Genomic DNA, 19,491 nt, shown 5'->3' with positions numbered 1-19,491 from the left:
GTCAGGCAGGGTTGAGCCATGAGCGATGTCGACATGCCCCGCTGGAAGCGCAACGTCGGGCTGTTCCTCGCCGGCCAGACCATCTCCCTGTTCGGGTCGATGGTGGTCATGTACGCGGTGATGTGGCACCTGACCATCGAGACGCGGTCCGGGTCGGTGCTCATGCTGAGCATCGTGTTCGGCATGCTGCCGCAGGCGTTCGTGTCGATCTTCGGCGGCGTCTGGGCGGACCGGCACCACCGCAAGTTCCTGATCATGGGCTCGGACACCGTCATCGCCCTGGCGACCCTCGGGCTCGCGCTGCTCATGGTCAGCGGCGTCGACTCGCTCTGGGTCATCTACGCGGCGCTGGCCGTGCGCTCCGTCTTCGCGGGCATCCAGACGCCGGCGGTCAGCGCGATGATCCCGCAGATCGCACCAGCCGACCAGCTCATGCGCGTCAACGGCATCTTCCAGTCCATCCAGTCGGGCATGATGCTGCTCGCCCCTGCCCTGGCGGCCGTCATCTACGCCTCGTTCGACATCGTCACCGTCTTCTTCGTGGACGTGGTGACCGCCCTGCTCGGCGTCGGGATGCTCGCGCTGGTCGCGGTGCCGCGCCTGGTGCGGTCCGACGCCGGCGAGCCCGTCAGCTACTTCGGCGACCTCGCCGCCGGCGTGCGGTACATCCGGGCGAACGCGCCGGTGCGCTGGCTCATCACGCTGTTCGCGCTGGTGATGTTCCTGGTGGGCGCGCCCAGCTACCTCACCCCGCTCATGGTCACCCGCACGTTCGGCGACGAGGTGTGGAAGCTGACCGCCAACGAGCTGTTCTGGGGCGGCGGCATGCTGCTGGGCGGCATCATCATGGCCACGGTGGGGCCCAGGATCACGCGCCGGGTGCGCCTCATGGTCGGATCGGTGATCGCCACGGGCGTGCTGGTCGCCGGGCTGGGCGTGTCCACGAACATGTGGGTGTTCTTCACGATCGGGCTCGTGATCGGCGTGATGTTCGCGGCGCTCAACACACCGGCGCTGACGATCATCCAGGAGCGCGTGGAACCCGAGATGCAGGGCCGGGTCTTCGGCTTCGTCGGGATCGTGATGACCGTGGCGATGCCGCTGTCCATGGTGGTGTTCGGGCCGCTGGCCGACCAGTTCTCCGTGGAGTCGCTGCTGATCCTCGCCGGCGTGCTGCTGGTGGCGGTGCTGGGCGCGATCCTCGCGTTCCCCGGGGCGCGGCGCTCGCTCGCGCAGGTCGACGCGGCGCCCGAGGCACCTGCCGCGACGCCGGAGGATGCTGCCGCCGCGCCGGAGCAGGGAGCGTCGGATGTGCCACAGGACACAGCCGGCCTGCGCTGACGGCGTGAAAGTATTGATGGGTCCCATAGCCGTCAGCCACGCGTGCGGAAGGTTCCTGTGAGCGCCCCGAAGATCTATGCCCTGCACGAGAACCCCGAGTGGTTCCCCCCGTTCGCCGAGGCCTTCGCGGCCGAGGGCGTCGACTACGTCGAGTGGGTGCTGACCGACGGCGTCCTGGACCTGGACGAGGCGCCGCCCGAGGGCATCTTCTGGTCGCGCATCTCGGCGAGCAGCCACACGCGCGACCACGGCCTGACCAAGGACTACTCGCGCGCGGTGCTGTCCTGGCTGGAGGCGTACGGACGCCGCACGGTCAACGGCCGCCGCGTGCTGGAGCTCGAGGTCAGCAAGGTGGACCAGCTCACCGCTCTGCGCGCCGCGGGGATCGACACGCCGCGCACCGTGGCCGCCGTCGGGCGCGACCAGGTGCTCAAGGCGGCACAGGGCTTCCCCACGCCGTTCGTCACCAAGCACAACCAGGGCGGCAAGGGCCTGGGCGTGCGCAAGTTCGACTCGTTCGAGAACCTCGCCGACTACGTCGGGTCCGACGAGTACGAGGAGCCCGTGGACGGCATCATGCTGATCCAGGAGTACGTCGTGGCGGCCGACGGCGGCATCACGCGCGTCGAGATCGTGGGTGGCGAGATGGTGTACGCCGTCCGCGGTGACACCGAGCGCGGCGGGTTCCAGCTCTGCCCCGCCGACGCGTGCGTCATCGACCCGGAGACGGGCCGCCCGATCCCACCGGTCGGCGCGACCATCTCCATGGCGCCCGACGACGACTGGGGCCTGTTCTCCGAACGCGAGGGCTACGACGACCCGGTCGTGGACAGGTACCTCGCGTTCACCGAACGGCACGGCATCGAGGTGGCGGGCATCGAGAACATCCGGACGGCCGACGGCCGGGTGCTGACGTACGACGTGAACACCAACACGAACTACAACAGCGACGTCGAGCGGGGCACGGCGAAGTCGGGCCCCCGCGAGATCGTCCGCCACCTCGCGAAGGTGCTGCGCGAGACCTACCCGGCGTAACCCGGTGAGTGCTGGATCTTCGCCCTTCTGGCACACGAAAAAGGGCGAAGATCCAGCACTCAACGAAGGGTGGTCAGGCGAAGCCGAAGATCGGGCCGAACGTCACCACCACGATCGCGGCCCAGACGGCGTAGACCGGCAGGTACTGGGTCTGCCAGCGCTCGATCGCGCCGAAGGCGCGCTGCCCGCGGACGAATCCGGTCGCCAGCCACGCCGCCCACGCGAGGTGGACCAGCAGCACGAGGTTGAGCCCGAGCGCCGCGACCTTGTTGGCGGTGAAGCCGAACTCGGCGATGCGGGTGAGCATCGCGGTCAGCGCCACGGCGTCCACCGCGAGCGCCGCCCCGACCAGGACGAGCTGCAGCCAGTCGAAGATCCCGGGCGGCGCGAGCGGGTCACGTGCCGAGATCGAGTACAGCAGCAGGAACAAGACCAGCACGAGGATCGCGTCCATGAGGATGAGCAGGTCCCGGTCCACCGCGGTGAGCGGTCCGTTGACGAGCAGCACCACGAAGATCGCGACGAGCATGACGATCGTCAGGGGCGTGAACACCCGGGTCAGCACCGGGGCGATGTTCTCGACGACGTTCTTCTTGGCCTCCACCAGCCACGCGCCGACCAGGAGCGCGCCGGGCAGGGCGAACGGCAGGAGCCAGTCGCCGAGGAAGGGCTCGAAGTCCACTCCGACCAGGCTGAGCGAGCCGAAGGTGAGCCCGATGAGCAGCCCGCCGCCGAGCGCGATGAGCGCGAGGTAGATGATGAGCTCGCCGGTGAACCGGACGAAGTCCATGCGGCGCGCGCTCGACCGCCACGCCCCGCCCGCGTACACGACGCCCAGGAGCAGCCAGAGCACCACGGGCGTGTGGGTGATCGCGAGGAACTCGGTCATGCCGGGTGCGTCGAACTCCCCCGGCTCGAACGGGTAGAGGTTGACCACGAGCGCCAGCGCCGTCGTGACCGCGACCAGCAGGGCGCTCACCCGCCACGGGACGTGCCGCTTCCACACGAAGTAGCCCGCCAGGAACGGCAGGACGGCGAAGACGGCGTTGCGCACGAGCACCAGCTCGTTGCCGGTCGTGGCGGCGAGCAGGACCTTGAGCACGATCCCCGCGCCGACCGCGAGGGCCAGGACGACGGCCAGCTCGCGCCAGCGTCCGCCGTCGCCCGGGTCCTCGGGGACCAGCACGAGCTGCTTCCAGAGCCGGTCGGAGTGCTCGCGAGCGAACTCGCGGGACACCTCGTCGAGGTTGCCCATGCGCTTGACCGCCACGAGGAAGGCCTCCTCGTCCTCCAGCCCGCTCGCGGTCAGGTCGCTGACCTGGCCGCGCAGGTGGTCCTCCATCTCGTCGACGTCGGCCGCCGAGATCGCCCGACGGCGCTGGACGTAGCCGCGCCACAGGTCGATCTGCTCCTCGAGCACGACGTGCTCGGCGGGCTCCGTCTGCTGGGCGGGTCCGGCGTCGTTCGCGTTCTGTTCGCTCATCAGGCCCACCCCTCCGCGACCGCGGGGCCGGGCTGGACGTCCTGCCAGACCTGCTTGAGGGCGTCGGAGACGACCGCCCACTGCTGACGGCGCTCCGCGAGCGCCTCCTTGCCCGACGCGGTGATCGCGTAGTGCTTGCGCCGCCGCCCGACGTCGGACGTGCCCCACGTGGCCTTGACGTACTCCAGTCGCTCCAGCCGGTGGAGCAGGGGGTAGAGCATGCCGTCGGTCCACTCCATGCGGCCGCCGGAGAGCTCGTTGACGCGCTTGAGGATCGCGTAGCCGTACGACTCGCCGTCGGCCAGGATGCCGAGGACGAGCGGCGTGGCGGACGCCGCGACCAGATCCTTGTCGATGTGCACCTGCACTCCTATGCCTAGTGCTGCTAGGGATGCCTACCCTAGCAGCACTAGGCATAGGAGAACTAGGTTCGCGCGGGGCGTTGCGTCGTGGGCCGGTTCGCGGCGGGGCGTTTCGTCGCTGGGCGGTAGACCGACACCGTCGGCTCGCCGTCGAGCCAGAAGCGCCACGGGTACAGGTCGGCGCGGCCGCCGTCGCCGCTCACGCCCACGCGCGGCCCGGACAGCACGCTGCCCGACGGCGCCTCGGGCACCTCCAGCACCACCGCACCCTCCGGGTCGGTGACGTCGGCGCCGTCGTCGGCCAGGTCGAGGCCGAGCGCGACCGTGAGGCGGGCGGGGCCGCGCGCCAGGTCGCGCTCGGCGCGCACGACGCCGGAGGCGAGGCGCCTTGTCGTCGCCAGTGCGACGCCGTCGGGCCCGGGACCTGTCACCTCGCCGGCCCGCAGCAGCACCGCGGACGCCGTCCCGTCCGGGCCGCAGACCACGTTCGCACAGTAGTGCAGGCCCAGGTGCCGGTACACGTAGAGCCGCCCGGGCTCGCCGAACATCGTCTCGTTGCGCCGGCTCGGGCCGCGGAAGGCGTGGGAGCCGGGGTCGTTCGTCCCGTCGTAGGCCTCGACCTCGGTCAACCGCAGGGTCACGGCACCCTGGGGCGTGCGGCGCGTCAGGGTGGCGCCGAGCAGGTCGCGCGCGACGTCGACCACGGGGCGGTCGAAGAACGGGCGGGCCGGCACGGTCATGGGTGCGTCACTCGGGTTCGCTCCTGGGTCGTCCGCTCCATCAGATCAGCGCGCCGACGCCGTCCACGTGGAGGTCGGCCCGCTCGCGGGTGCGCTCGCGCGCGTAGTGCTCGGCCTCGTCGGCCATCCAGCGCAGCCAGTGCTCGCGCGCCTCCTCGCCGTCGCGCGCCAGGCCGCGGCGCAGCCGCTCGGCGTCGTCGGCCTGGACCCAGATGCGGAACGCGCCCAGGGCGTCCACCTGGCGCGCGCCCGCGCCGCAGCCCTCCACCACCAGGTGGGCCGACGGCGGGACGTCGTGCCACTCGGCCCAGTCGCCCTCGACCCAGTCGTAACGCCGGTAGCGCACCTGCTCCCCCGCGGCCAGCGGGTCCAGGACCCAGCGGCGCAGGTTCTCGGCGCCGCCGTCGGGGCCGGCCGCCCAGCCCTCGTAGAGGTCGTCCATGTGGATCACCGGGGCCTCCAGCGCGTCCCCGAGCTGCGCGGCCAGGGTCGTCTTGCCCGACCCGGCGGGCCCGTCGACGCACACCAGACGCGCGTCGACCACCCGGATCCGCCCCAGCACCTCACCCAGCACCCCTGGCGTGACGGTCATCCCACTCCCCTCGGAAAGGTCTACCCAGCGATTGTGCCCGGAATCCACGTGAGATCCGGGCACGATCGCCGGGTAGACGACCCGCGCCGGCGCGGGACCGGCGTCGTCAGGACTCCGGCTGGGCCCAGAAGCGGAACTCCGTGGCCCGCTCCTTGGCCGCCTCGATCTGCTCCGCGACCCGTGCCGGGGCGGTGCCGCCCACGTTGTCGCGCGAGGCGAGCGAACCCTCGACGGACAGCACGGAGCGCACCTCGGGGGTGAGGTGCTCCGAGATCTTGGCCAGGTCCTCGTCGGACAGGTCCCACAGCTCGATGCCGCGCGCCTCGCACTCCTGCACGCAGGAGCCCGCGACCTCGTGCGCCACCCGGAACGGCACGCCCTGCTTGACGAGCCACTCGGCGATGTCGGTCGCGAGCGAGAAGCCCTGCGGCGCGAGCTCGGCCATGCGGTCGGTGTCGAACACCATGGTGCGCACCATGCCCGTGAACGCGGGCAGCACCGCCGTGAGCGTCGCCACCTGGTCGAACACCGGCTCCTTGTCCTCCTGCAGGTCGCGGTTGTACGCGAGCGGCAGGCCCTTGAGCGTGGTGAGCAGGCCGGTGAGGTCACCGATCACGCGCCCGGCCTTGCCGCGCGCGAGCTCGGCGATGTCCGGGTTCTTCTTCTGCGGCATGATCGACGAGCCCGTGGAGTACGCGTCGTCCAGCCGGACGAACCCGAACTCCTTGGTGTTCCAGAGGATGACCTCCTCCGCGATCCGCGACAGGTCCACCGCGATCATCGCGGCGACGAAGGCGAACTCGGCCGCCACGTCGCGCGAGGCCGTGCCGTCGATCGAGTTCTCGACCGGCCCGCCCTCCAGGCCCAGGTCGGCGGCCACGGCCGCCGGGTCCAGGCCCAGCGAGGATCCCGCGAGCGCGCCCGACCCGTAGGGCGACTTCGATGCGCGCACGTCCCAGTCGAGGAACCGGTCCACGTCGCGCAGCAGCGGCCACGCGTGCGCCAGGAGGTGGTGCGCCAGCAGGACCGGCTGGGCGTGCTGCAGGTGGGTGCGCCCCGGCATGGGGGCGTTCCCGGCCGCGCCCGCCTGGACGATGAGCTCGTCCACGAGGTCGAGCACCTGCGTGCCCACGGTGCGGGCCTGGTCGCGCAGGTACAGCCGCACCAGCGTGGCGATCTGGTCGTTGCGGGACCGGCCGGCGCGCAGCTTGCCGCCCAGCTCGTCCCCGGCGCGCTCCAGCAGGCCGCGCTCCAGCGCGGTGTGCACGTCCTCGTCGTCGAGCACCGGCAGGAAGGCACCCGAGACGACGTCCTGCTCCAGCACGTCCAGCGCGTCGATCATGCGCGCGAGCTCCGGCTCGGTGAGCAGGCCGGCGGTCGCCAGGGCGCGGGCGTGCGCCCGCGACCCGGCGATGTCGTACTGCGCGAGCCGCCAGTCGAAGTGCGTCGACTGCGACAGCGCGGACAGCTCCGGCGACGGCCCGCCGGCGAACCGGCCGCCCCAGAGGGCGACCTTCGGTCCGGTGTGTTCCCCCACCGTCGCCGACGGCCGGGCGGAGACGTCCTTGCCGTCGCGCTCGCTCACAGCGCGCCCGCCGTCAGGTTCGCCTGGGAACCGAGGTCCACGCCGTTGCCGAACTTCTCGTCGCGCGCGGCGGCGAGCTTGGCCGTGAGGCCGTAGATCTCGATGAAGCCGCGGGCCTGCGACTGGTCGAACGCGTCGCCCTCGTCGTAGGTGGCGAGGTTGAAGTCGTACAGCGACTGCTCCGAGCGGCGCCCGGTCACGGTGGCGCGGCCGCCGTGCAGCACCATGCGGATGTCGCCCGAGACGTACTTCTGGGTGTCGTCCACGAAGACGTCCAGCGACTTCTTCAGCGGCGAGAACCACATGCCGTCGTAGACCAGCTCACTCCAGCGCTGCTCGACCTGGCGCTTGAACCGGGCCTGCTCGCGCTCGAGCGTGACGTTCTCCAGCTCCTGGTGGGCCGCGATCAGCGCGATCGCACCGGGGGCCTCGTAGATCTCGCGGGACTTGATGCCCACGAGCCGGTCCTCGACGATGTCGATGCGGCCGACGCCCTGGGCGCCCGCGCGGCGGTTCATCTCCTGGATGGCCTGCAGCGGGGTGACCGGCACGCCGTCGATCGCCACGGGGATGCCCTGCTCGAACGTGAGGATGACCTCGTCGGCCACCGGCGGGAACGTCGGGTCGTCCGTGTAGGAGTAGACGTCCTTGGTGGGCTCGTTCCAGATGTCCTCGAGGAAGCCCGTCTCGACGGCGCGGCCCCACACGTTCTGGTCGATCGAGAACGGGTTCTTCTTGGTGGTCGCGATCGGCAGGTCGTGCTTCTCCGCGTAGTCGATGGCCTTCTCGCGGGTCAGCGCGAGGTCGCGCACCGGGGCGATCGACTTGAGGTCGGGCGCGAGCGACGTGGTGGCCACCTCGAAGCGGACCTGGTCGTTGCCCTTGCCGGTGCAGCCGTGGGCCACGGTCGAGGCACCGAACTCGCGTGCGGCGCGCACCATGTGCTTGACGATCACGGGGCGCGAGATGGCGGAGACCAGCGGGTAGCGGTCGAGGTACATGCCGTTGGCCCGCAGCGCGGGCATGCAGTACTCGGCGGCGAACTCGTCGCGCGCGTCGGCGACGTACGCCTCGACGGCGCCGCAGTCCAGCGCGCGCTGGCGGATGACGTTCATGTCCTCGCCGCCCTGGCCGACGTCGACGGCCACGGCGACCACCTCGGCCCCGGTGGCCTCGGCGATCCAGCCGATGGCGACGGAGGTGTCCAGGCCGCCCGAGTAGGCGAGCACGACGCGTTCAGTCATGATTGACGTTCTCTTTCCGGTGGTGGTGTTCAGGTGCAATTCTGGTGGGTTCTCAGGCGCTGAGCGCGAGGAAGCGGCCCGCGAGGGCGGCGCCGTCGGCGTCGCGCGCGATCACGAGGATCGTGTCGTCCCCCGCGATGGTCCCCAGCATCCCGGGGAAGACGGAGTGGTCGATGGCCGAGGCCAGCAGGTTGGCCGCCCCCGGCGGGGTGCGGAGCACCACGAGGTTGCCCGACGACTCGGCCGAGACCAGCAGCTCCTTGGCGAGCCGGGCCAGCCGCGCGGACAGGTACTCCTCGCTCGCGTCGGACTGGGCGCTGCGGTCCCCACCCTCGCCGGGGACCGCGTAGACGAGCGTGCCGTCCGAGCCGCGCACCTTCTCGGCCTGCAGCTCGATCAGGTCGCGCGACAGCGTGCCCTGCGTGACGCTCACGCCGTCGGCCGCCAGGGCATCGGCCAGCTCGGCCTGCGAGTGGATCGCGTTGCGCGTGACGATCGCGGTGATCCGGGCGTGCCGGGCCGCCTTCGTGGTCGCGGTGGTCGCCGTCGTCGCCGGCTGCCGGGTGACCATCAGCCCTGCTCCAGCAGCCAGGCCAGCAGCGCCTTCTGCGCGTGCAGGCGGTTCTCGGCCTCGTCGAAGACCACGGACCGCGGCCCGTCGATGACGTCGGCGGTGATCTCCTTGCCGCGGTAGGCCGGCAGGCAGTGCAGCACGAGCGCGTCCGGGGCGGCGCCCGCGAGCAGCTCCGCGTTCACCTGGTAGTCCCAGAACGGCTTGGCCCGCTCCTCGGCCTCGGCCTCGTCGCCCATCGACACCCAGGTGTCGGTGGCCACGACGTCCGCCCCGGCCACGGCCTCCTTGGCCGACGTCGTCACGGTCACCGAGCCGCCCGTGGTCGCGGCGATCTCGGCCGCCCGGGCGACCACGGCGGCGTCGGGCAGGTAGCCCTCCGGGCCGGCGATCCGCACGTGCAGGCCGGCCGTCGCGCCGCCCAGCAGGTAGGAGTTGCCCATGTTGTTCGCGGCGTCGCCCACGTAGGCGAACGTGGTGCCGGGCAGGCTGCCCAGCCCCCGGTGCTGCGCCACCGTGAGCAGGTCCGCGAGGATCTGGCAGGGGTGGAAGTCGTCGGTGAGGGCGTTGACCACCGGCACGCGCGAGACGGACGCCATCTCCTCGATGCGGTCCTGGCCGAACGTGCGCCACGCGATCGCGGACACCTGCCGGTCGAGCACGCGCGTGGTGTCCACGACGGACTCGCGCACGCCGATCTGGGCGAGCCGGCCGTCCACCACGAGCGGGAACCCGCCGAGCTCGGCGATCCCGGCCGCGAACGACACCTGGGTGCGCAGCGTCGGCTTGTCGGTGATGAACGCGACGGCGCGCGGACCCTCCAGCGGGCGCCTGGCGTACCGGTCGGCGCGCAGGGCGAGGCCGAGCTCCAGGACGGCCTTCTGCTCGGCGGGCGTCAGGTCGTCGTCGCGCAGGAAGTGGCGGGTCATGCGAGATCCTCCGGAAGGGAAGCGAAGAAGCGGGCGGCCTCCGTGGCCTGCTCCGCGGTCAGGATGAGCGGCGGGGCGAGCCGGATCGCGTCCGGCGCCACCGCGTTGACGATCAGTCCGGCCTCCAGGGCGGCGGTGGCCACCTGGGGTGCCACCGGCTCGTTGAGCACGACGGCGAGCAGCAGCCCGCGGCCGCGGACCTCCTTGACGAGCGGGCTGCCGCACATCTCGATCTCCTGGCGCAGCAGGGCCCCGACCTCGCGCACGTTGGTCAGCAGGCCGTCGCGCTCGATCACGCCGAGCGTCGCGAGCGCCGCGGCCGACGCCACGGGGTTGCCGCCGAACGTGCTGCCGTGCTGGCCGCGGCCCAGCAGGCGCGCCGCCTCGCCGTACGCGATGACCGCGCCGACGGGGAAGCCGCCGCCGAGGCCCTTGGCGACCGTGACGACGTCGGGCACGATGCCGCCGCCGATCTCCGGCTGCTGGTAGGCGAACCACGAACCGCACCGGCCGACGCCCGTCTGGACCTCGTCCAGCACGAGCAGCGCGCCGTGCGCTCGGGTCAGGCGGCGGGCGGCAGCGAGGTAGCCCGGCGGCAGGGGCCGCACGCCGGCCTCGCCCTGCACGGGCTCGACCACCAGCGCCGCGACCTCGCCGTGCTCGGCGACGGACTGCGGCGTGAACGCGGCCTCCAGGGCGGCGAGGTCGCCGAACGGCAGGTGCTCGACGCCGCCCGGGAGCGGCTCGAACGGCTCGCGGTACGCGGCCTTCGCGGTCAGCGCGAGCGCGCCCATCGACCGGCCGTGGAACCCGCCCTCCAGGGCGAGCACGCGCGTGCGGGTACCCACGCCCGACGACGTCGCGACCCGGCGCGTCATCTTGAACGCCGCCTCGACCGCCTCGGTGCCCGAGTTGGTGAGGAACACGCGCGAGCCCTCCGGCGCCTCGGCCACGCGCAGCAGCGTCTCGGCGAGCGCGATCTGGGCCGGGGTGCCGAAGAAGTTGGAGACGTGCCCGAGCGTGCCGAGCTGGGCGCTGATCGCCGCCGTCAGCGTCGGGTGCGCGTGGCCCAGCGCGTTCACCGCGATGCCCGCGAGCAGGTCGAGGTAGCGCTTGCCGTCGGCGTCCCAGACGTAGGCGCCCTCGCCGCGCACCAGCACACGCTGCGGCGGGCCGAACGTGTCCATCACCGCGCCCGAGTACCGCTGGGTCCACGCTGCGACGGAGCCGTCGGCCGTCAGGGCCGCGCTCTCGTCGGCCGGGATCACCGTGCTCATGCGTCCGTTCCTTCCTGGGCCTCGAAGGCCTCGGCGTCCTCGGCCGGTGCGGGCCCCGCGACCACCATCGTGCCGTTGCCCCGCGTCGTGAAGACCTCCAGCAGCGCGCTGTGCGGCTGCCGTCCGTCGATGACCGTCGCGGCGCCCACGCCGCCCTCGACGGCGCGCAGGCACGCCTCCATCTTGGGCACCATCCCCGCCTGGAGGGTGGGCAGCAGCTCGGCCAGCTCGGGCGCCGTGATCCGCTCGACGAGCGAGCCCTTGTCGGGCCAGTTCGTGTAGAGGCCCTCGACGTCGGTCAGCACGATGAGCTTCTTGGCGCCGAGCGCCACCGCGAGCGCCGACGCCGCGGTGTCCGCGTTGACGTTGAGCACCTGGGTCGGGTCGTCCTTGTCGGGCGCGATCGTGGAGACCACGGGGATGCGCCCGGCCTCCAGCAGGTCCTCCACGGCGCGCGGGTCCACCTGGACGACGTCGCCCACGAGGCCGACGTCGACGGGCACGCCCTCGACGATCGCGTGCCGGCGCTGGGCACCGAGCAGGCCACCGTCCTCCCCCGACAGGCCCACGGCGACGGGGCCGTGGGCGTTGATCAGGCCCACCAGCTCCCGGCTGACCTGGCCGGTCAGGACCATGCGGACGATCTCCATGGCCTCCGGCGTGGTGACGCGCAGGCCGCCCTTGAACTCCGACTCGATGCCGAGCCGGTCGAGCATGGCGTTGATCTGCGGTCCCCCGCCGTGCACCACGACGGGCCGCAGCCCCACCTGCCGCAGGAACACCATGTCCTGCGCGAAGGCGGCCTTGAGCTCGGCGTCGATCATGGCGTTGCCGCCGTACTTGACCACCACGAGCGCGCCGGAGAACTCCTGCAGCCAGGGCAGCGCCTCGACGAGCACCTCGGCCTTCTGGTCGGGCCGCAGCCCGTTCACGATGTCGCTGCTCATGTGCTGTACGCGCTGTTCTCGTGGACGTAGTCGTGCGTCAGGTCGTTGGTCCACAGCGTGACCTCGGCGTCGCCTGCGTGCAGGTCGATGGTGAACGTGACCTCGCGGGCCGCGGCCATGTCGACCTTCTCCGGCGGTTCGTGGGCGCCGCCGGCCTTGCAGACCATGACGCCGTTGACGCTCACGTCGAGCTCGGCCGGGTCGAACGGCGCGACGTCCTCGGGCACGGTGCCGACCTGGGACAGGATGCGGCCCCAGTTCGGGTCGTTGCCGAACACGGCGGCCTTGACCAGGTTGGACCGGCTCACGGCGCGGGCCACGGCCAGCGCGGCGTCCTCGGTGGTCGCGTTGGTGACGGTGATCGCGATGTCGTGGGACGCGCCCTCGGCGTCGGCCACGAGCTGCCGCGCGAGGTCGGCGCAGATCGCGGTGACGGCCTCGGTGAGCGCGTCCAGGTCGGCCGGCACGCCCGAGGCGCCCGACGCCATGAGCACCACGGTGTCCGAGGTGGACATGGCGCCGTCGGAGTCGACGCGGTCGAAGGTGACGCGCGTGGCGGCCCGCAGGGCGGCGTCCGCGTCCGCCGCCGGGACGACGGCGTCCGTGGTCACCACGCACAGCATCGTCGCCAGGGCGGGGGCGAGCATGCCCGCGCCCTTGGCCATGCCGCCCACCGTGAAGGTGCCCGCCGGCGTCTCGACGGTGCGCACCGCCGTCTTGGCCACGGTGTCGGTGGTCATGATCGCGGTGGCGGCAGCCTGGCCCGCGGCGTCATCCGCGGCGAGCCCCCCGACCGCCACGGGAACGCCCGCGAGCAGCTTGTCCGCGGCGAGCCGCACGCCGATCAGGCCGGTGGAGGCCACCAGCACGTCGATCGCGCCGATGCCGAGCTCCCCGGCGACCTTCTCCGCGGTGGCGTGCGCGTCCTGGAACCCGCCCGGTCCGGTGCACACGTTCGCCCCGCCGGAGTTGAGCACGACAGCGCGGGCGGCGCCGTCCTTCACCGCCTGGCGCGACCACATCACCGGCGCGCCGACCACGCGGTTGCTCGTGAACACCGCGGCGGCGGCGAACTCGGGACCGTCGTTGACGACCAGCGCCAGGTCCGGCCTGCCGGAGGCCTTGAGGCCGGCGGTGACGCCGGACGCCCGGAATCCTTGTGCCGCGGTGACGCTCACGGGGCGACTCCTTCGGTGATGAGGCCGGCGGTCTCCCGCAGGCCGAGGGCGAGGTTCATGGACTGGACCGCGGCGCCCGCGGTCCCCTTGACCAGGTTGTCGATGGCCGTGACCGTGACGACCCGGCGCGCGGCCGCGTCGACGGCCACCTGCACGAGCGCCGTGTTGGCGCCGAGCGTCATCGCCGTGCTGGGCCACTGGCCCTCCGGCAGCAGGTGCACGAACGGTTCGTCGGCGTAGGCGGCCTCCCACGCGGCGCGGACCTGCTCCGGGTCCGCGCCCTGCGCCAGCCTGGCGGTCGCGGTCGCGAGGATGCCGCGAGCCATCGGTACGAGCGTGGGCGTGAAGCTGATGCCCACCTCCGGCGCGCCGGCGGCCCGCAGGTTCTGCTGGATCTCCGGGATGTGCCGGTGCGTACCGCCCACGCCGTACGGCTGGGCCGAACCGAGCGCCTCGCTCGCCAGGAGGTGCGGCTTGAGCGCCTTGCCCGCGCCCGAGTAGCCGTTGGCCAGCACGGCCACGATGTCGGTGGCCTCGACCACGCCCGCAGCGACACCGGGCTGCAGGCCCAGCGTCACCGCCGTGACGTTGCAGCCGGGCACGGCGATCCGGCGCGCGCCGGGCAGCTTGTCGCGCTGGCGGGCGGCCCTGCTCAGGTCGGCGCCGGTCACATCGGCACCGGGCGCCTCGGCGTGGATCAGCTCGGGCATCCCGTACGGCCAGGTCCCGGCGTGCGTCGAACCGTAGAACTGCTCCCAGTCGCTCGCCGACTCCAGCCGGTGGTCGGCGCCCAGGTCGATGACCAGGACGTCGTCCGGGAGCTGGGCCGCGATCTGGCCCGACGCGCCGTGCGGCAGGCCGAGCACCACGACGTCGTGGCCGGCGAGCGTGTCGGGCGTGGTGGGCTCCAGGATGCGGTGCGCGAGGCCGCGCAGGTGCGGCTGGACCTCGCCGAGGCTCGACCCCGCGCTCGCGTGCGCGGTGAGCGTGCCGATCTCGACGAAGGGATGGGCCGCGAGGAGGCGCAGGACCTCTCCGCCCGCGTAGCCGGAAGCGCCCGCGACGGCGACTCGGATGAGCTGGCTGCTGGACATATTCGGTAGTGTACATAGTTATGCAGCCGGGGCGAAACCGGTGCCCGACGACGCCGGGCGGGGCCGCCCTCGGGCCCCGCCGCACGCGACGTAGGCTCGGCCCATGCGCGCAGTCGTAGCCCGTGAGGCGGGCGGCCCCGAGGTCCTGTCGTACACCGAGCTCCCCGACCCGGCACCCGGACCGGGGCAGCTCCTGCTCCGCGTCGCGGCCGCGGGCGTGAACTTCATCGACACCTACCGCCGCGCGGGCGTGTACCCGATGGAGTACCCGCACGTGGTGGGCGCCGAGGGCGCGGGCACCGTGGAGGCGGTGGGCGATGGCGTCACCGGTTTCGCCGTCGGCGACCGGGTGGCCTGGCACGACGGGCCCGGCTCGTACGCGGAGCTCGTCGCCGTCAACGCCTCCGGCGTCGTGCACGTACCGGCCGGGCTCGACCTGACCACGGCCGCCGCACTCCCCCTGCAGGGCATCACCGCGCACTACCTGGTGCGGTCCACGTTCGAGGTGCAGCCCGGGCACGACGTGCTGCTGCACGCGGGCGCGGGCGGCGTGGGCCTGCTGGCGACCCAGCTCGCCGTGGCGCGCGGCGGGCGGGTGGTGACCACGGTCTCCACCCCGGAGAAGGCGGCGCTGTCCGCCGCGGCCGGCGCGGCGCACACCATCGACTACGCCGCGATGGACGACATCACGGCCGAGCTGCCCGCGCTCGTGCGCGAGCTGACCGACGGCCAGGGCATGCACGTGGTGTACGACGGCGTGGGCCGGACCACCTTCGAGGCGTCGCTCGCCTCGCTGCGCCCCCGCGGCATGCTCGTGCTGTTCGGCGGGTCGTCGGGCCAGGTGCCGCCGTTCGACCCGCAGCGCCTCAACCGGGGTGGCTCGCTGTTCCTGACGCGGCCCACCATCGCGCACTACACCCTCACGCGCGGGGAGCTGGAGTGGCGCACGTCGGAGGTGCTGTCGTCCGCGGCGTCTGGCGACCTGGACGTGCGCATCGGGGCGACCTACCCGCTCGCCGAGGCCGGCGAGGCGCACCAGGCGCTGGAGTCCCGGGCCACGACGGGCAAGGTGCTGCTGGTCCCCTGAGTGGTGGGCGCGGTACGGGGTGCTGCTGGCAGGTGGCGTGACGTCGTATTCGGCAGTTGCCGCCGAGTCGGCACATAGCCCGCGTCATCGGTAGTTGGCACTGAGATCGGCACAGGCCTGTGCCGATCTCAGTGCCAACTACCGAGCTCGCGACGCAAGCTGCCGAGTTCGCGACGCAGGCTGCCGACGCCGCCGGGACCGACAGAGCCGACAGGGCCGGGCGATCGGTGCAAGCAGTTGGGCATCGGATCGGTTTAACGTTGGATCCTTTTCGCCCCTGCGCGCACCCAGGCCTTTACACCGATCCGCGCGGTAGCGACAATTCACCCGTCCGGTTCGTTCCAGCTCGGAGGTTCAACGTGGTACTTCCTCGCTTCTCCCGCGCCCTGGCCGCCGGGGCCGCCGTCGCCGCACTGGCGCTCGGCGCCCTCACCACCAGCTCGGCCGCCGCCACGCCCGCGGACGACGGCGCCACCGCCGCCGCCCCCGCGGACGGCGCGCCCGCCGGTGACGTCTCCGTCCGGACGACGGTGCGGCCGAGCCTCGTGCTCGACCGCGACTTCCCCGACCCCGACGTGTCGAAGTTCGGGAACACCTACTACGCGTACGCCACCAACCAGGGCAAGAACCTGCCCTGGGCCACCGCGCCCGACCCGGACGGGCCGTGGACCTTCCAGTCCGCCGACGCCCTGCCGACCCTCGGCGCGTGGGCCAAGACCGGACGCACCTGGGCGCCCGACGTCTCGCAGCGCGCCGACGGCAAGTACGTCCTCTACTACACGGCGTGGCACACCGCGTCCGGGCGGCAGTGCATCGGCGCGGCGCTGGCCGACTCCCCCGGCGGCCCGTTCGCGCCCGTCGGCAGCGAGCCGCTCATCTGCCCGCTGGAGGCGGGCGGCGCGATCGACGCGTCCAGCTTCGTCGACACCGACGGCACCCGGTACATCCTGTGGAAGAACGACGGCAACGCCATCGGCGCCACCACCTGGATCCACGTGCAGCGCGTGGCCGCGGACGGCCTCACCTTCCAGGGCGGCGCCACCCAGGTGCTGCGCAACGACCGGGCCGACGAGGCCGGCATCATCGAGGCGCCGGTCGTGACCAAGGTGGGCGGCACGTACGTGCTGTTCTACTCGGCGGGCCCGTACAGCACCAACTCGTACGGCACCAACTACGCGGTGGCCAGCTCGATCACCGGCCCGTACACCAAGGCGTTCCGGTTCCTGATGACCACCGACTCGCTCGACGGCGCGGTGTCCGGACCAGGCGGCGCCGACGTGCTGCGGGACGCCGGGGGCGACAAGCTGATCTTCCACGGCCACCGGGACGCGGGCGGCCGCGGCATGTACGTCGCCGACCTCGGCTGGGCGAACTCGAACCCGGTGGTGCGCGGCAGCCGGGTGCGCTACGAGGCCGAGCGCGGCACCCTGAACAACTGCACGGTCCGCGAGAACGCGGCCGGCGCGTCCGACGGCAAGGTCGCCGCCTACATCGACCACGCCGACAGCTGGGTCGACGTCGGCTCGGTCTACGTGCCGACGTCCGGCAGCTACACGCTGCACGTGGGTTACGCCAACGGCTCGGCCGTGACGGCGTCGCACACGGTCACGGTCAACGGGGCGTCGGCCGGGTCCATCAGCTACCCGATCACCGGCTGGGACAACTGGCAGCAGTCCAGCAAGGACATCACGCTGCAAGCCGGCTGGAACACCGTCCGGCTGGGCAAGGGGACGGCGTTCACGGAGCTGGACTACATCGAGGTCGCGTAGCGCGGACGGCGTCCGCCCGTCGTGAGCCCGGGCGGACGCCGCGGCCCGGCCCGTCGTGATGTATCTTGACATCAAGATACTCGACGGCGAGGAGTTGTGATGGCCGACTGGAACCCCGGTGCCTACCTGCAGTACACGGACGAGCGGTCCCGCCCGTTCACGGAGCTGGTCGCCCGGGTGCCGGGCACGCCCGCCACGATCGTCGACCTCGGGTGCGGTCCGGGCCATCTCACCCCCGTGCTCCGCGCACGCTGGCCCGAGGCGCACGTCACCGGGGTGGACGCCTCCCCCGCCATGATCGACCGGGCCCGCGCCGCCGACCCGGGCACCGAGTACGTGCTGGCCGACCTCAGCACGGACGAGCACACCGCCGACCTCGTCATCAGCAACGCGGCGCTCCAGTGGGTCCCGGGGCACCGCGAGCTCCTCACCACGCTCGCCGACCGCGCCACGCAGACCTTCGCGTTCCAGGTGCCGGGCAACCACGACGCGCCCAGCCACCGGCTCCTGCGTGAGGTCGCCGCCCGCGCGCCGTACGCCGACGTCGTCGGGCCGGTCGAGCGGCGGGCCACCGCCGACCCGGCCGAGTACCTGGAGCTCCTGGCCCGGCCGGGCTGGACCGTCGACGCGTGGGAGACCACCTACACGCACGTCCTGCACGGACCGGACCCGGTGCTGCGCTGGATCTCGGCGACCGGCGCGCAGCCCACGCTCCAGGCGCTGGAGGCGAAGGACCCGGCCCTGCGCGCCAGGTTCGAGGAGGAGTTCGGCGCGGCGCTCCGGGAGGCCTACCCCGAGCTCGAGCGCGGCACGCCGCTGGCGTTCCGCCGGGTGTTCGCGGTGGCCACCCGGGACGCCGTCAGCCCCGCTGGGTGACGCGGGCCTCGAGCCCGGCCAGCTCGGTGTCGACGTACCGCCGCGTGCGGCCCCGCACCAGGTTGCCGAACAGCCAGGCCAGGGAACCGGTCTGCGTGATCGCGAGCGTCACGCGGGAGCGGCCGTCGGGCAGGGGCTCGACCAGGTGCTCCGCCTGCGTGGTCAGGCCCGGCGCCTCGCTGATCCACGCGAAGTGGCGCGGCGGGTCCCACTCGTCCATCAGCCAGATCGCGAGCGGCAGCCTGGGCTGCTCGATCCGCACCTGCGTGCCGACGTCCGGCGGGTTGGGCCCGTCGATGATCTCGACCGACGTCATGGACGACGTCCAGTCGGGCATGTGCTCGACGTCGGACAAGACCGCCCAGACGGCCTCGGGCGAGGCGTCGATCTCGGCGGAGGTGCTGTAGCTCGGCATCGGTGCTCCTGTCCTGGAGGGGTGACGCCGGCGGCCGGCGTCACCCCCTAGTCTCGACCTCGGGACACGATCTCGCGCCCGACCGACACGCCTCAGGCGCGGACGGGCGGCGTCGGCCAGGTCGGGGCGGTCAGGCCCTGCTCGAAGAAGAGGTACTCATGCACCGACGAGATCTCGAACGCCCGCAGCATGCGCTCGCGCTCGTCCGGGGAGACCCAGCGGGCCGCGTCGTCGGCCAGACGGCGGGCCTGCCGGGTCGACTCCTGGAAGGCCTCGTCGCCGTAGGTGCCGATCCAGGCCCCGTACGGGTGCCCCGCCAGGCCGCCGGGGCGGCGTCCGGCCAGGTCCACGAGCACGCTCCCGACGTGCGCGTAGAGCCAGAAGCACGGCAGGAGCGCGGCGACCGTCTCGGCGTAGCTGCCCGACGCCGCGGCGTGCAGGTGGCCCGTGTACGCCGCGGTCACGGGGGACGGCTCGATCGCGGCGACCTCGCTGGCCGCCAGCCCGGCGTGGGCGCCCAGCCAGTCGCGGTGCAGCGCCGTCTCGACCTCCAGGGCCGTCACGGACGACCGCGCGAGGAAGCCCTGCGCGGCCGGGTCGGGCGCCACCTGCGCGGCCCGCGCCAGGATGCGCGAGTACTCGCGCAGGTAGGCGGCGTCCTGGGCGAGGTAGAACGCGAAGGACTCGGCGGGCAGCGAGCCGTCCCCGAGCGCCCGGACGAACGGCATGTGCTCGACGGCGTCGCGCCAGCCCGCGATGCGTTCCCAGGCCTCCTCGGTGAAGGGGCGGACGGCGCCGCGGCGGGCCGGCTCGGCGACGCCGGCCGGGGTCTCGGCGGAAACGGGGACAGCAGAAGAAGTCACGATGGACATCCCTTCGCCAGCATGATCTGGATCAGGTTCGACGGGTGTGGTCTCAGCCCTGGCAGGGCACCCCGTGTCACGTGCGGCAGAGGCTACCGGATCG

At 72.7% G+C, this 19,491-nt stretch carries 19 protein-coding genes and 1 riboswitch; of the genes, 5 read left to right on the top strand and 14 right to left on the bottom strand.

The genetic code is table 11. The annotated features are described in order from the left end of the window. Window positions 1-18 precede the first annotated feature (18 nt). Both QRN56_RS04930 and QRN56_RS04925 read left to right on the top strand, forming a co-directional pair. On the top strand, window positions 19-1,341 hold the full coding sequence (locus tag QRN56_RS04930) for an MFS transporter (RefSeq protein WP_285101648.1): 1,323 nt from the start codon (window positions 19-21) through the stop codon (window positions 1,339-1,341). 57 nt (window positions 1,342-1,398) lie between these two features. After that, the gene (locus QRN56_RS04925) at window positions 1,399-2,376 is read left to right on the top strand and encodes an ATP-grasp domain-containing protein (protein ID WP_285101647.1); all 978 of its coding nucleotides are present in this window, start codon (window positions 1,399-1,401) and stop codon (window positions 2,374-2,376) included. A gap of 73 nt (window positions 2,377-2,449) precedes the next feature. Here the strand turns inward: QRN56_RS04925 and QRN56_RS04920 are convergent, their stop codons facing one another. The 12 genes from QRN56_RS04920 to QRN56_RS04865 form a co-directional block, all read right to left on the bottom strand. After that, window positions 2,450-3,859, bottom strand: coding sequence for a permease prefix domain 1-containing protein (locus QRN56_RS04920; RefSeq protein ID WP_350224553.1), 1,410 nt, complete (start codon window positions 3,857-3,859; stop codon window positions 2,450-2,452). Next, on the bottom strand, window positions 3,859-4,221 hold the full coding sequence (locus QRN56_RS04915; protein WP_020016599.1) for a PadR family transcriptional regulator: 363 nt from the start codon (window positions 4,219-4,221) through the stop codon (window positions 3,859-3,861). Before QRN56_RS04915 ends, QRN56_RS04920 begins: the two co-directional genes overlap by 1 nt. Before the next feature lie 62 nt (window positions 4,222-4,283). Continuing rightward, window positions 4,284-4,961, bottom strand: a complete 678-nt coding sequence (locus QRN56_RS04910) for a DNA-3-methyladenine glycosylase (protein WP_285101645.1) — start codon at window positions 4,959-4,961, stop codon at window positions 4,284-4,286. Window positions 4,962-5,001: 40 nt separating this feature from the next. Continuing rightward, on the bottom strand, window positions 5,002-5,553 hold the full coding sequence (locus tag QRN56_RS04905; RefSeq protein WP_285101644.1) for a uridine kinase family protein: 552 nt from the start codon (window positions 5,551-5,553) through the stop codon (window positions 5,002-5,004). Between the two features lie 106 nt (window positions 5,554-5,659). Then, entirely contained in the window at window positions 5,660-7,138 is a 1,479-nt protein-coding gene (gene argH / locus QRN56_RS04900; RefSeq protein ID WP_502928748.1) for an argininosuccinate lyase, read from the bottom strand. Beyond that, window positions 7,135-8,382, bottom strand: a complete 1,248-nt coding sequence (locus QRN56_RS04895; RefSeq protein WP_285101643.1) for an argininosuccinate synthase — start codon at window positions 8,380-8,382, stop codon at window positions 7,135-7,137. The genes argH and QRN56_RS04895 overlap by 4 nt, the downstream gene beginning before the upstream one ends. Before the next feature lie 52 nt (window positions 8,383-8,434). Next, window positions 8,435-8,953: an arginine repressor gene (locus QRN56_RS04890; RefSeq protein WP_285101642.1), complete on the bottom strand. Its 519-nt coding sequence runs from the start codon at window positions 8,951-8,953 to the stop codon at window positions 8,435-8,437. Continuing rightward, window positions 8,953-9,882 carry an ornithine carbamoyltransferase gene (gene argF, locus QRN56_RS04885; RefSeq protein ID WP_285101641.1) on the bottom strand — a complete coding sequence of 310 codons (930 nt, stop codon included), beginning with the start codon at window positions 9,880-9,882 and terminating at the stop codon, window positions 8,953-8,955. Before argF ends, QRN56_RS04890 begins: the two co-directional genes overlap by 1 nt. Further along, window positions 9,879-11,159 carry an acetylornithine transaminase gene (locus QRN56_RS04880; RefSeq protein ID WP_285101640.1) on the bottom strand — a complete coding sequence of 427 codons (1,281 nt, stop codon included), beginning with the start codon at window positions 11,157-11,159 and terminating at the stop codon, window positions 9,879-9,881. Before QRN56_RS04880 ends, argF begins: the two co-directional genes overlap by 4 nt. Further along, window positions 11,156-12,106 carry an acetylglutamate kinase gene (gene argB / locus QRN56_RS04875; protein WP_285101639.1) on the bottom strand — a complete coding sequence of 317 codons (951 nt, stop codon included), beginning with the start codon at window positions 12,104-12,106 and terminating at the stop codon, window positions 11,156-11,158. Before argB ends, QRN56_RS04880 begins: the two co-directional genes overlap by 4 nt. Beyond that, window positions 12,103-13,284 (bottom strand): bifunctional glutamate N-acetyltransferase/amino-acid acetyltransferase ArgJ, encoded by a 1,182-nt coding sequence (gene argJ / locus QRN56_RS04870; RefSeq protein WP_285101638.1) that lies wholly within the window; start codon window positions 13,282-13,284, stop codon window positions 12,103-12,105. Before argJ ends, argB begins: the two co-directional genes overlap by 4 nt. Then, window positions 13,281-14,378 (bottom strand): N-acetyl-gamma-glutamyl-phosphate reductase, encoded by a 1,098-nt coding sequence (locus QRN56_RS04865; RefSeq protein WP_285101637.1) that lies wholly within the window; start codon window positions 14,376-14,378, stop codon window positions 13,281-13,283. Before QRN56_RS04865 ends, argJ begins: the two co-directional genes overlap by 4 nt. A gap of 103 nt (window positions 14,379-14,481) precedes the next feature. Between QRN56_RS04865 and QRN56_RS04860 the strand changes: the two genes are divergently transcribed. The 3 genes from QRN56_RS04860 (at window position 14,482) to QRN56_RS04850 (ending at window position 18,110) form a co-directional block, all read left to right on the top strand. Further along, a complete protein-coding gene (locus QRN56_RS04860; protein ID WP_285101636.1) occupies window positions 14,482-15,465 on the top strand; it encodes a quinone oxidoreductase family protein in 984 nt (327 codons plus the stop codon). A gap of 359 nt (window positions 15,466-15,824) precedes the next feature. Next, window positions 15,825-17,234, top strand: a complete 1,410-nt coding sequence (locus QRN56_RS04855; RefSeq protein WP_285101635.1) for a family 43 glycosylhydrolase — start codon at window positions 15,825-15,827, stop codon at window positions 17,232-17,234. A 99-nt stretch (window positions 17,235-17,333) separates the two neighbouring features. Further along, a complete protein-coding gene (locus QRN56_RS04850; RefSeq protein ID WP_285101633.1) occupies window positions 17,334-18,110 on the top strand; it encodes a methyltransferase domain-containing protein in 777 nt (258 codons plus the stop codon). Here the strand turns inward: QRN56_RS04850 and QRN56_RS04845 are convergent. Both QRN56_RS04845 and QRN56_RS04840 read right to left on the bottom strand, forming a co-directional pair. Beyond that, a complete protein-coding gene (locus QRN56_RS04845; protein WP_285101631.1) occupies window positions 18,094-18,525 on the bottom strand; it encodes an SRPBCC family protein in 432 nt (143 codons plus the stop codon). The two genes, QRN56_RS04850 and QRN56_RS04845, sit on opposite strands and share 17 nt — an antisense overlap. A 92-nt stretch (window positions 18,526-18,617) precedes the next feature. Next, complete coding sequence (locus QRN56_RS04840) at window positions 18,618-19,388, bottom strand: TenA family protein (RefSeq protein WP_285101629.1); 771 nt, start codon at window positions 19,386-19,388, stop codon at window positions 18,618-18,620. Then, window positions 19,380-19,472, bottom strand: a riboswitch (TPP riboswitch). (Overlaps the previous gene by 9 nt.) Window positions 19,473-19,491 lie beyond the last annotated feature (19 nt).

Source organism: Promicromonospora sp. MEB111 (genome assembly GCF_030209445.1).
Classification (GTDB): Bacteria; Actinomycetota; Actinomycetes; order Actinomycetales; family Cellulomonadaceae; genus Promicromonospora.
Note: the sequence above shows the minus strand (reverse complement) of the source record. Positions and strands in the feature narration are given on the sequence as shown.